We start from the raw sequence: 13,702 nt of genomic DNA on the forward strand, positions 1-13,702 counted from the left end.
GGAAATCTAAGCGAGTCTCTCGGAAAGCTACCGAATGGGTAAAGGGAATTAGAAAATGAACGAAGTATACGTTTGGGATGACTTGGACGAGTTTGAAGATAACGTGAGCAGTTTGACGGGAATCCACTCAGTAGCTTTCGACGATGGGTCATCGATTGAACTTGAAATTAGTGGGCCGGTATTTGACACGAGAACCAGATCGATAATTGTGTTATTTAGCGGTGCGCGGCGCATGAACGAATCATTAGCATGGCCTGTAAAGGCATTTACTCGAATTCTTGAGAGCAACCTGCCAGTTGTACAAATCGCGGATCCGCTATTGAAGTCCAACCCAGAACTCGAATTAGCTTGGTTTACGGGTAAACCTGAAGACAATTTTAACGATTATCTAGTGGATCTTATTAAGTCCCTCCAACGGACGACCGGCAAAGAAATACTATTTGCCGGTGGAAATGGAGGAGGATATGCGGCGCTAGAATTTGGAAGAAAATTCAAAGGGAAATCAAGCGTTCTTACTTGGGATGCTCATACAGATATTTACGAATCTCCCGCTAAATTCGTGAAGCCATATTTGCGCGCCATAATTGGTGTTTCGAATGCGACACTGAGACGTGAAGACTGGAAAGACTTTTGCAAAAAAAGAACTGAACAAAGTATTCGAACATCCGTTAGATCGCTTGAAACGTTTACCACACCGAGAAGAATGGTTTTCTTACAACAGGCCGGTAATTCCAATTTTTCTCAGCAATTGGTATCTTTTTGGAAGACAGCTTCGTCAGACGAGTTGATTATCGGTACGAATCACTTTGATGAAAACCGTGCGATAGTCTTACAAGATTTTCAGAAAGATGGCAGGAGAAGGTACCTGAAGACAGTAAATCTAATTTTGCAGAAAATGTGCTTCACTGACTCTTATCCTAACGTTATTGATCATTAAGGCACAAGAAAGTAGTAATGAATTCAAGTATGCTCCAACGTAACATAAATCGTTTCCATTACAAACAAAATAGATTCTCGTCTCTCGAGGAGTTTCATTCAAAGAGAGCAGAAGCGGGAATTTCGACGATTGTATATGGCGATAGTGTTTTAGATATACTCATGGTCGACCGTCAATCAACGAACACCACTGTAATATTTCATGCAGCAAAATCGAAGGCATGGTCTTCTTATCCTGTCTTTTCTGGATTAGGCATGATGGAAGGAATCGATTCCAATATCATTGCGATTTCGGATCCTTCCTTAGATTTAGGACTTGAACTGGCATGGTTCGCTGGAAATAAATCACAGCTCCTCCAATCCCAGTTACCGGGAGTCATTAGGCATATGCTCAAGTCTCTTCGATCATCTGAGCGAACGGTATTTTTCGGTGCTTCCGGTGGCGGTTTTGCGGCGCTATTTTATTCCTATCTATTCCCCGGATCGTTGGCTTTAGTAGCGAATCCTCAAACCGATATTGGTAATTACACTAAAGGACCTGTAGACGACTATCTTCAAAGAGCCTGGTGCTCGGATTCTATTAAAGATGTAAAAATCGTTAGTGACCTAACTGGTCTTTATGCGGACGGTTTTCCCAATAGCGTGGCCTATCTTCAGAATATAGGAGACGGACATCATAGAGATAAGCACCTCGCCCCTTGGATTCGAGGCCATAAACGTCCTTCGCGAAATCTCTTTCTATTGATGGGTGACTGGGGTCGTGGTCATATAGCTCCACCGGTGGAACTTTTCAGAAGCGTCCTTCAAGGTGTGTTCGACCCAAAAAACACCTGGGAATCCGCTCTATTGGAAAAGAGTTTTACACAAGCACCATCTAAGACCTTTGCTGCGGAAGTTTTCAGAGCTTGGTCGAATGATCAATAATGACATATTGCATTATTTCCACGGATTACATAATTGCCGAGATTGCCATTTTAAGCTTTAGAAAAATTAAGGAGAAAGCGCATGATGCGAAACCTTGATAGGAAAACCTGGTTACTCGGAGTAACAGTCACATTAGCTGCCCTTGTATGTATCGTGTTTACTGCCTTTAACACGAAGAACATAACCTTTCCTTTAGTGCTTTCGTTCACTTGGATCGTATCAATCTTTGTAATTGTACAAACTAATTTGGACAAGGCATTCCTGGCGAAAAGGATAGAAAGAGTCAAGAGGGAAATTCTACAAGTTGAGAAATCATCAACGGAGCAGGTTAGTTATGAATTATCGGGACTGTTGGAATTTATTGATAAAAAGCACTCCAATTCAACACGCGAAGTGAGCGCGAAACTAGAGAATTCGTTCGAACCTAAACTTGATAACGTATTGAGTCGGTTCATACAAGATCAAAAGAAGCTCGAGAAAAAAATTACTTACGAGGTTCCATACATGACGAAGAGTCTGGTCGACGCATTGGAGCAGTCAAGCAGAAATATTATCCACGAAATTGGTAAGATCCAACAGAGTAATAACGCCGGACTGGAGAAAGCACTCCGTAAGTTCACTGACCAGACCGTGCTGTCAGACCGGAATCCTTCTCCCCTGACGCGTAATATGCTCACAAAAAATCATTCTTACAACAATGAGTCTCGAGATACTTCTACCGTATATGGCCGGGGAGCTGCGGCAGTTCAGGCTGACCCGGAACGAACTTTCAAAATCTTCAGTAGGTTAAAGCTTAATCGCGAATTCCGAGTTTTTCTCCTCGGCAGCGATCAACTTGAACTGCATCTCTCCAACGAATTAGGGATTCAAGTCACAACGCTTCATCCCTCAGCTGGTGGTTATGAGGTCACCAATGCTCTATCAGAAACTACGAGTCAAGTAATCCCAATTTTCATTATTGAGATGAACGCGCTTGACGATGGCATTTGGGCATCATCACTTTCATCGTCGGGAACTCGCCTGTACCGCACCATTGGAGAAATCTCCGGTATAATTCGAGAAAAACAAGGTTTTTCGTTCTTAGTTGGCAATGGTAAGTCAGCGAATACATTCTCGTCGAGTCTTGAAAGTAATGTGGATGCGTGTATCACCACAAAAGAATTCGAAGAAGACTGGGCATTTGACACTGAATTGCGGATTCCACGCTTGCTCCAGGATTACCTTAATGAGAAAGAGAAATAGAGTGAACCTACGTAAAGTCTTAGTCTACGGGGATGTTAATCTAAACATCATTGACGGTTCCGCCATTTGGCTAACCTCTATCTCCGAGGCCCTCTTGCTCGCAGGTGTACAAGTGCATGTCTTGCTAAAGACAAAGGTGAGTTCAAACGACTCATTGGAAAGACTTAGCCAGAACGCAAATTTCGTTATTCATCAGCCGACAACAGTGGATATAGAACCAGGGGAATCTTCATCCCTTAGCCCGCGTAAGGCTGCGCAGAGAATCTTGGGATTGGACTCCGAACATCATTTCAGCGCGATAATTGCTCGTGGTATGACGGTTTGCAAATTTATTGCAATGTCCGAGCGATTGCATCGGAGATCATGGCTATACGTCACTGATCTTCCATTTCCAATCGAGAAGGTTTCCGAAAAGTCACTCGATGATTTGAACATCATTACGGCGAAGGCATACAGGCTTTTCTCTCAGACAGAAGAATCACGTGCGTATCTCGAAGCTCTTTGCCCACAGGCAGCGGGCAAAACTCGTCTAATGTCACCGATGGTTCCTGACATCTATTTCGAAGAGTTCGACGATGCGATTGCTGATGACTCAATATCTGCACTGAAGCTTATTTATGCAGGTAAGTTCGCCGAAGACTGGAAGACATTGGAGATGTTGTCTCTTCCAGAAAAATGCCAGAATTCCGGAGTTAATGTACAACTCACGATGGTCGGCAATAAATTCCAACAGAGTCGGCGTGACCCGAAGTGGCACGAACAAATGGAGTCCGGAATTGTTGACGCTGATGTCTCATGGCTGGGCGGATTAAGTCGACACAATACTATGCTTGAGATACGTAAGGCAGACTTGGGTCTAGGCTGGCGAACGTCGGCTTTAGATTCTAGTATGGAAATTTCAACCAAAGCTTTGGAATATGCCGCCTCTGGTATACCCCCGGTTGTTAATCGAACTCGTGCACATGAAGAAATATTTGGTGAGGATTATCCATTCTTTGTAACCGATGAAATTGAAAGCGTTGTAGAAATGCTTGATAAAAGTCGGAATAAGATCGATGCCTATAAATCGAAAGTGAGAGATTCGGTTTCTAGATATTCGATGACCTCAGCTGCAAAAAGATTCGAAGCTTATTTCGAACGTGATTTGCCGGTGAATACTCCAGTGCGAGGAAAAGTCGGATCGGTTCGTGTTCTGCTTGCTGGTCATGATTTTAAGTTTTGTGGCGAGTTAATCCAGTATCTTGAAGCTTCGCCGAATGTAGAATTGGTGATCGATAAATGGTCAACCCTGCATAAACATGATCAGGAAGAAAGCCGGAAGCTGTTAAATGATGCTGATGTTGTAATTTGTGAGTGGGCTGGACCGAATGCAGTTTGGTATTCTCAGAATGTTGGAATTGATCAGCGGTTATATGTACGTTTACATGCTTTTGAACTTCGCGGCGCTTGGCTGAAAGATATTAGCATCAAGAATGTTAGCAAGGTGCTTTGTGTTTCTGATCTATATGCAGGATTGACCGCGGATATTACCAATTGGCCCGAAGAAAAAATCGCTGTTATTCCAAATCTTATTGACTGCCTAGATTTAGACAGACCAAAAGCACCAGAATCGGAATATCGAATTGGACTTGTGGGAATAGTTCCTTTCATTAAGCGCCCTGACCGAGCTGTTAAGCTGCTTTCTAGCCTCCTAGAACATGATTCACGCTATACGCTTCATATTCGCGGGCGGATGCCATGGGAGTATACCTATGAATGGAATAAGGGTCTCCAGCGATACGCGTATGAAGAGTTCTTCGAAGCTATAGCTTCTGATCCTAAACTATCTAATTCAGTCGTGTTTGAGGACTTTGGTCCGGATATGGGATCCTGGTTTAGAAAGATAGGTGTAGTTCTGTCGTGCAGCACGAGAGAAAGTTTTCATTTAGCACCGATTGAGGGAATGGCGGGCGGGGCGGTTCCAGTCGTGTGGGATCGTCCAGGAGCAGAAGAGATATTTTCAGAGGAATTTGTGCATGATTCCATCGAAGAGATGACTGACTTCGTTCTTGGGTTGCGTGCATCGTCAACACGAACTAAATTTGTTGAGAAGGCTAGGAATCAGGCTCGAAAATATGATGTTACAGTCGGTGCGCAGCTCTGGGCCGGACTTATAGCTAAGGAGATGTCTGCGTGAGCGAATTTCTAGTCGTTACACCTACTGCTGGCAAAAATAATATCTCAGATGAATTGAAAGATCATATTTGTAGTATTCTCGAAGCTGCATTTTCAGAGTATGAAAAATATGCTCAGAAAAATGTTGTTGCAGGCTCTAAACTTCATTCATCAGCAAGTCGATATGGAACCTTTGCCATGTCCCGGAGCGAAGATGAATCACTCTTTGTTTCAAAGGGCGATTTCTGGACTATATCTTCGGATCCGTCGTCCTCCCATAATGTACATTCAAATTTACGGCTTATCGGGGGCAGTCTAGAATATCAGCAGCCGGTGTGGGGAACTTATGGTGCAGTTTTTGGCGATCGGTATATAAACCGATTATTTGCTTGGAATACAACCCCAGCGCTTGAGCCTATTCACTATAGTTCAAAATTTGGTTTTCATTTCATATCAAATCGACCAATTTTGATAGCATTGGCCCTTGCTCAGGTTTCCGGTCGGGGTGTTGCTCTTAGCTATTCTTATCTCCTGGAGTATCTTAATTACGGATATTCGTTGGCGGGAAATACTCCATTTGAAGATGTGTTGTGCCTGCCAATTAATAAAACACTAAAGATAAAAGACGGCCGGCTTTCACTCACTGAATTCCCTCGTGGACTTGTGCCTGATTTTTCATTTGATCATGATCTGAATGAGGGGGGCGAGGCTCTAGCTAATGCATTGCTTGAGTCTACGACTGATGCAGTGGATGCTCTCAAGGATCCTAGGGTGCAACTTAGGCTTAGTGGCGGCAAAGACTCCAGGATGCTTCTAGGGGCTCTAAAGCGCACCAACGCTAATGTGCGAGCAGTCACTTACGGAACGAACTCTGATTTAGAAACACATCTTGCTTCGACACTAGCTTCGATGTCCGGTATCAAGCACTTTATTGGACGTCCATCATTCGTGCCTGGAAATACGACGAAAGCAAGAGTTCGGAACGTTCTAAGTGATTGTTTAGGAATTCCACCATCTGAAGCGCACTTATCTCAATACAAGGGATCTGCGCCTGAATTTCCCGGTGAAGCAATTTCGTTAGGGCAGTGGCCACTTTGGAAAGGTGGTATGGCGAAGCTTCTGCGAAATACGACTGAGTATGTGAATTTGATGTTAGCCAAGCAGTCTTCTGGAATTCTGCTTAATGCATATCAGATAGAGCATGATGACTTCTTGTCGCAATGGAGTAAGAACGTTTCCGCAAGTAGTGAGTTGGAAAAGCTCTATTTGTTTGCCCGGGAGTTTCGATCAGGGCTCTATATGCAATCCCATGTCAATCATTATTCGCAGGATGCCAAGCTCCTTTATCCGATAAGTGACATGCGCGTAACGTCTATATGCGACCGGCTATCAATGGCTGAAAAGGTTTCCGAAAAGGCGTTATTTGTGGCTCTGAAGAAAATTTGGCCGGAATCGCTGAACTACAGCTTCCACGGTTCGTCATGGCGTTTTGAAAGCGGTGGTGCAGATCCGGTTCTCTCTGGTGATTCGTATGTTCACAGGATGAAGATGGTTGATCTTCCACCAGCGAAGATCGAAGAGCGGACTGCTGATTCTGTACCTGGCGAGGGTGGAGAGCTATCTAAGCCAATTGTCGCGGATCTATGTCGGGAACTGGTTGAGCTGGAAAACTGGAAGTTTGTTTCCTGTCATTTACAGTCTGATTTCGTTCAGAACGTAGTGCTTGTTGCTGCAGGTGAAGAACAAAAGTATTCTGAAATTCATCGAGAGTTTGCGAAATATGTTTGGCGTGTGTTTACGGCTTGCGTATGGTTTTCAGGGTCTTGGATTCGGGATTAGAGTAACATATCATTTAATCCATATTGTGGTTCTGCGCTTGCTATCTCTAGAGCTTATTATGAAACTCTGATTAGTTTTTGAAGTGCGTATAGTAGTGATAAATGTGGGGTTCATGCATGCACTAGTCGGATATTGAATGAAATTCTCGTGACTAACAAAATCGAATATTGATTTCGGATCGCGGATACTGGAATTCGAGATTGGCAATGCAACTTTGAGTGCCTTAGGTGTGGCATTGATATTCCATTGGTGTCACACCTTGAGATACATTAGATTGCTTTGTGTTTTGGCATGTGATTGAAAGCAAGCAGCGGCCGTTCCTATGGTTCTCAAAAGGGATCTAAAGGGAATAGCTCGCTTGGCCCCTGTCGGTCAGGATCATATGAATATCAGCCGTTGTGGGGCCAACGATATTGCTCTATGGAACCACCGCCGCGAACCACAAATATTCTGCTTGGATTCCAGCAATAGCGTCATTGGAACCCTCAAAGCATGCTCCTTTCACCATGTGAGGGCCACATCGATGAATAGCGCTTTAGGCTACCGGTATTCCGGCCAAATAGTGTGAATTCCCGGGACTTCGTGGACACTGAAACTCATTACTTCTCTAATGGTTCTTGGCAGGTCTCGGGCCCGCTGGCAAGTTAGATGCCACCCACGATTACCGAATAGCACGAAATGGTACTTCAGTTCCTGTGACCGGGTACCGAGCGATTCTTGCGACCTGGTATTTCAAAACCTGCTAGAAGGTACCGCTGATGATGTGAGCTTTGGTGCGTTAGGAGTCCATGAGGATCGCATCGGACCAACCCAACCATGTGGTCATCTAACAGTCGGAGGTAGTACGCATTGCTGTAGTTTCGTCGCTGCTGAAGGACGGGGAATCTTCGTGCCGCGCAACCTGGGTCCCAGGGAATCATCAGGTCATCCGTCGATTGAATCTTGGGTAGCATCTCCGCGGTGCTTTCGGAATGGCAACGAGCTGCCACGCTGGCAAATAATCCGGGTGTGCTACGGCCTTCTTATTTCTCAGCCAAGCGAAGTTGCCGTTGACAGATTCGAGGCCGGAAGGCGGTTGAACGATCCGTCTTGGGGCAGCGACAGTGGCGAACAGTACCTGGTTGGAAGAACAGTGGTTTCATGTTGCAAGAATGGCAGTACCTTCAAGGATTATTCTGCAGTGAGCACTACAACCAGCGCCGCCCCCATCAGTCCTTGAACCAGGCAACTCCACAGAAAGCCTGGGAGCTGCTGGAACACACACCGGCTACCGAGCCGATACCGATGGTGGTGCTGGAAACAAAGGCTGCTGAATACCTGTTGAAGCGCCGACTCGGTAGTTCTGAGGTGAACAGCGCTGACCTTGTCGTTTCGAAGACCGGCGACTTCGTGAAGAAGCAAACTCAGCAGCACGAGCCTGGCATGGACCAGGTACGCCATCAGATGCTGGTCCGGGTCAATAAGGACAACTGCCAAACCTAATATCGGCGCAAGCCGATTTCACTGCCGCAGACCTATGCCGACCGAGAATTCCTGAGGACTATCACCGACGACGAATTCATTTCGTCGGATCCCGAACACTGGTGCTACCAAATACCTCTGATAAACAGACGAGTGGTGAGCCGTGCACGCAAGGGCAACAGCTCGGTGGATTGTACGAACGAACGGCGTGGGCATGCTGATTCCTGGCAAGCATGCGACGCTTGCGCACTAGGACCTGCAGGACGTCACCGTCGGCGGGATGGTCCTCGACCCGGGGCAGTTTCGATGGATCAACAAGTATGTACCGTCCGGCAGATTCCTGGACCACGGTGATGACGCAGTAGTCGGCGACATTCAACAGAATCGACGCAGCGTCGATTCGGCCGGTATCCGTTAAACACGGCTCGTAGCTCTTCGCGTATGAATTGACTTAGTCAACATCCATATTCGTAGAGGGGAGTGCGAGCATCACTTCTTTTCCGGGTTCTCCACGCTCAAACTCGAAGAGCCTCCAAAAGTCGATAGAACGTCGGTTCTATCGACAACGCGATGAGTTGAGCAGGGCTTTGCGGAATCTCTGTGTCTAGATTGTGTCAGAATTCAGCTCTTCCAATCGAACCGCTAGAATTACTTGCGGATAACAACACAAAGTTGAGGGAGTTTCCTCGTTGAAACGATCGAATCGCAAGACCGCTCAAGCAATGAGTTCGCGTGCCGAACTTTTTAGCATCAAACAGGAATATCTGAATCTTGAAGGTGATTTTGAGACCAGAGTACTGGACGATTTGGCTAAGTACCGTGCGCAATCATCGAAATTATCGCGGGAGAACGAGTCTTTGCGATCGCGTAGGGTGAAGTCAGAGGGCCTAATCGCAAGGCTTGAGCAAGAACTTGCTTCCGCTATGGACGCGCGACAGAAATTCAGCCGTGAGGCATCGATTCTCAAGACGCAACTCGCCAATGAACATGAGCGTGCCGAGAAATTCAAGTCCGCGTATGAGAATCTAAAGAACCATCCGGTCGTTCGAGCCGCACGCGGATTGAAGAGCCCTTTTGCGCGTAAGCCTGTTGCTCCTCGCCAGGTTCAAAAGAATGTTCCAGTTCTGGCGGCATCACCAATCATTTCCAACTTCGACAATTTAAGTCGGCCAGGCAGTCCTGCCGGAACCGGCATCGAAGAAAGCTTCATCGATGCTATTAAGCGTGAAGCGGATGCATATATAGCCCGTTACCGCGACCAGGGCGAGATTGTTGAACCTTCAGAAGGGTTAGTTGCTCTTGCTGCGAAGGAGGAATCGCCTTCAAGCTTCGGAGCCTTGCACGATCAGATTCTGGGACAAGCCCGACTATTCGATTCCTTGCCGGTAGTTCCGCCGAAGACCTCTACGCCTGCTTATATGCCGCAGCCGGATAAAGTGATGTATTGCGCGCACAGCACTGGCGAATACAACAGCAACGGTTATTCGACGCGTACGACTGGTCTCACCACTGCCGTCACCGAAGCCGGCATGGATCTCTTCATTGCAGCGCGACCTGGCTACCCTTGGGACTCCAAAGTCAACAAGAAGATGCCGAAAGAAAAGCGCCTGATTCGCGATTACCAGGGCGTCGATACGTACTTTAACCCAGGTGTGTCACTACGTAGCGATCCACTGGATAAGTTTGTGCAGATCGCGGCGGATATCTATGTTCGCGAAGCGATGATGAATCGACCTTCAGTGATCGTTTCTGCGTCCAATCACATTACGGCGTTGCCAGCATTGATCGCAGCTCGTCGTCTTGGAATCCCGTTCATCTACGAAGTACGTGGGCTTTGGGAAATTACCGCAGCCGCTGGTAACGAAACCTGGCATAAATCGGAACGATTCGAACTAGCACGCCGCATTGAGACTCTGGTGGCGAACGAAGCGGATCGCGCCTTCGCAATCACGGAGGAAGTCCGTGAGGAACTGGTGAAGCGCGGTGCAGAAAGAGACAAGATTGAAATCTTGCCGAATGCTGCGAACATTTTCCAGTACGTCCCTCTCCCAGCTGAGCGATCGAAGGTCGTTGACAAGAAAAAGAAGGGCGAGTTCCTTCTTGGATATGCTGGCAGCCTTGTGGACTACGAGGGGCTGGATCTACTAATCAACGCGGTAGCCGAGCTACCAGAATCTCTGTCGCACGTTGGCGCACTAATCGTTGGCGACGGCTTGGTCTTACCCGCGCTCAAGCGGCAAGTGACCGAATTGGGCTTGGAAGAGCGAATTCGTTTCACCGGGCGCGTACCGAATGAACAAATCAACGATTACCTGGCAATTTTTGACGCCGTGGTCTGCCCGCGAAAATCGAATATTGTTACAGAACTAGTTTCACCATTGAAGCCTATTGAAGCAATGGCTGCAGGCCGTCCGGTGATCGGATCCAACGTTTCGCCAATTGCTACGTTGCTTGGTACCGATAGTGCTCGAGGCTTGCTCTTTGAAGCGGATCATGTGCAGTCCTTGGCTGAATCGATCGCCATCCTGGCTAATGATCCGAGGACCGCGCAGGATATGGGGCGTCGTGCCCGTAAGTGGACGGTAGAGAACCGTACATGGCCAATCGTGGCAAAAACTTTCGTTTCCCAAGCTGCCAGTGTCCAGGGCCGTAGGCCAACGGGCAAGAAGCTTAATAAGATTCGTATGGCTCTTATCGCTGACGAATTTACGACCTCAACCATCAGCCGCGAAGTTAATGTCGTGTCGCCAACTCCTGAGAACTGGCGAGAAGCCTTGACATCGAATCCGGTCGATGTGCTCTTCGTAGAATCGGCGTGGGCAGGCAATGATGGAACTTGGACCCGCAAGGTCGGTTACTACGATGATGAGCAATGTGCGGATCTAGTAGCGCTAATTGGCTACTGCCGCAGCAAGAACATCCCAACAATCTTCTGGAACAAGGAAGACCCGGTTCACTTCAATCGATTCCGCCGTACCGCAAAGTACTTCGACGTTGTTTTGACTACTGACGCCAACTGCTTGCGGGACTACTGGGATCACCGTGGTGGAAATCTCAAGGCGTTGGGCAGCCTTTCCTTCTGGGCGCAAGCGGAAATCCACAATCCAATGGGATCTTCCCGCACCTACTCGCATACTGTGGCGTACGGTGGCTCCTATTATGGTGATCGTTATGCGGAGCGTTCGAAGGAACTGCGCGCAATCCTCGAGGGAGCACGTCCCCAGGGGCTGACCATCTATGATCGCCAAGCCGATAATCCTGAATCGCCATACAAGTTCCCACCAGCATTGCAGGACTATGTCCAGGGTGGTCTGACTTACGAAGAAATGGTAGAGGCTTACAAGTCTCATCCGGTGCACGTGAACGTTAACTCGGTGAATGCCTCGCCAACTATGTTCTCCCGTCGAGTTTTCGAGCTTGCGGCATGTGGTACTCCGGTAATTAGCGGCAAGAGCTTCGGCGTTACTTGGATGTTTGATGGGTCGGTTCCTGTGGTCGGTTCGCGCCGGGAATCGGAACTGATTTCAACACTGTGGATGAACTCCGAAGCTGATCGCGTGGCCGATGCTTGGGAGCCATTGCGTGTGACCTTCCGCAAACATCTGGCGCACCATCGTTTGGCCATGGCGCTTCGCATGGCTGGTCTCGCAGTTGATATCCCGACTTTGCCATCACTTGGCATTGAACTGAAGACGTTAACCGAAGAAATTGCTTGGGATCTTGTAGCAGCTAGCGTGCGACCTATGCAGGTATACGTTGCCGGGTTCAGCGACGATGATACTGCAGTAAACATTCTGCGAACTGCAGGAATTGGAGTAATGAGCAATGACGCAGTTCGTGAAGCAGAGGTGATTGCCTCCAACGCTGAAGAAATTCTCCAAGATCATCAGGTTCTTGAAGACATGCTAACTGCCATGTTCTATAGCCAAGCTGCAACGGTACAGGTCTCTGACAAGTACGTGGGTACGCAGGGCCTGCCGCTCTGGATGCGCGAGCACGTGGATGCGCAGCTGCCCACCTTGACGCGCAGTAGCAACATCGCAGATTCTGCCGTAGAGACCATATGCCTTCGACGCCCACTTGACGTCGAAGAAGCGGACGGCACGCTCATTGACAATCCTGCGTCCAAGGACTCGCAGAACATCCTAGTCGCGGGTCATGACCTGAAGTTTGCCGGGTCAATCATGGCCGGGATATCCGAACACGGGCACAACCTGAAGATCGATAAGTGGGACGGCCACGCTCAGCACAATGTTGAAGAGAGCCAGGATCTTCTGGAAGATGCTGACACGGTGTTCTGCGAATGGTCACTTGGCAATTTGGCGTGGTATTCAACGCATTTGAAGCCCGGGCAGAAACTGGTTACCAGATTCCACTCGCAGGAACTATTCACGGATTACCCTCGATCGGTGAACTTCAAGAAGGTTGACAAGGTGATCTTTGTCAGCGAGTTGATCCGAGGAATGGCGATTCAAAAGTTCGGAATTCCTGAGGAAAAAACGATGGTCATTCCTAACTCTGTGGATACCAGGAAGCTGGATCTTCCCAAGTCCGATGATTCTCAATTTGTACTGGGCTTCGTCGGCATGGTTCCGCAGATGAAGCGATTCGACCTCGTGCTTGATCTACTGGAAAAGTTGCGTGCAATCGATAGCCGCTTTACGTTGCGCGTCAAGGGCAAACGACCGGAAGATTACCCCTGGATGGCTGCACGCGAGGAAGAAATGGCTTTCTACGAGGCGCAGTATGCTCGTATTGAAGAATCTGATCTACTCCGCGGTGCTGTGGTCTTCGATCCTCAAGGCGATAATATGGCCCAGTGGTACCAGGAGATCGGTGTTGCCGTATCCACCAGTGATTTCGAGTCCTTCCACTTCACTCTTGCAGATGGAGCGGCATCTCGTGCGTTGCCGGTAGGCCTGGCCTGGCCGGGAGCGGAATGGCTGTACCCGAATGAGTGGTTGCATGCAGACACTGCGTCAGCAGCTCAATACGTGATCAGTCAGGTACAGGATCAAGCGAAACTGGCAGAGCAGGTTGAAGCTGCACGCGAGTTCACTGTGAAGAACTACGATTCCAACGATGTGCTTGCTCGAATCATGAATGAAATTGAAGCTAACTAGCGCTCTTTAGTGCTTTTCTCTAG

At 47.9% G+C, this 13,702-nt stretch carries 6 protein-coding genes and 2 pseudogenes; 7 read left to right on the forward strand and 1 reads right to left on the reverse strand.

The features are described 5' to 3' along the window. Window positions 1–55: 55 nt before the first annotated feature. The 6 genes and pseudogenes from ACIOU9_RS16490 to ACIOU9_RS16515 all read left to right on the forward strand — a co-directional run. The gene (locus ACIOU9_RS16490; protein ID WP_402697595.1) at window positions 56–937 is read left to right on the forward strand and encodes a hypothetical protein; all 882 of its coding nucleotides are present in this window, start codon (window positions 56–58) and stop codon (window positions 935–937) included. Window positions 938–954: 17 nt separating this feature from the next. After that, entirely contained in the window at window positions 955–1,860 is a 906-nt protein-coding gene (locus tag ACIOU9_RS16495; protein WP_402697597.1) for a hypothetical protein, read from the forward strand. Window positions 1,861–1,941: 81 nt separating this feature from the next. Continuing rightward, entirely contained in the window at window positions 1,942–3,102 is a 1,161-nt protein-coding gene (locus tag ACIOU9_RS16500) for a hypothetical protein (protein WP_402697599.1), read from the forward strand. Between the two features lies 1 nt (window position 3,103). Further along, window positions 3,104–5,278, forward strand: a complete 2,175-nt coding sequence (locus tag ACIOU9_RS16505) for a glycosyltransferase (RefSeq protein ID WP_402697600.1) — start codon at window positions 3,104–3,106, stop codon at window positions 5,276–5,278. Continuing rightward, the gene (locus tag ACIOU9_RS16510) at window positions 5,275–7,095 is read left to right on the forward strand and encodes a hypothetical protein (protein WP_402697602.1); all 1,821 of its coding nucleotides are present in this window, start codon (window positions 5,275–5,277) and stop codon (window positions 7,093–7,095) included. Before ACIOU9_RS16505 ends, ACIOU9_RS16510 begins: the two co-directional genes overlap by 4 nt. Before the next feature lie 1,182 nt (window positions 7,096–8,277). Then, window positions 8,278–8,721 (forward strand): annotated as a pseudogene (locus ACIOU9_RS16515) (IS481 family transposase); the annotation flags it as partial. Here the strand turns inward: ACIOU9_RS16515 and ACIOU9_RS16520 are convergent. Next, window positions 8,703–8,851: pseudogene (locus ACIOU9_RS16520) on the reverse strand (ISL3 family transposase); the annotation flags it as partial. The pseudogenes ACIOU9_RS16515 and ACIOU9_RS16520 overlap by 19 nt on opposite strands. Before the next feature lie 394 nt (window positions 8,852–9,245). On the opposite strand from ACIOU9_RS16520, the gene ACIOU9_RS16525 reads away from it, so the two are divergent. After that, window positions 9,246–13,679 (forward strand): glycosyltransferase, encoded by a 4,434-nt coding sequence (locus ACIOU9_RS16525; protein ID WP_402697604.1) that lies wholly within the window; start codon window positions 9,246–9,248, stop codon window positions 13,677–13,679. The last annotated feature ends 23 nt before the right edge of the window (window positions 13,680–13,702 follow it).

This window comes from Glutamicibacter sp. NPDC087583, assembly GCF_044743685.1.
In the GTDB taxonomy this organism is placed as follows: Bacteria; Actinomycetota; Actinomycetes; order Actinomycetales; family Micrococcaceae; genus Glutamicibacter.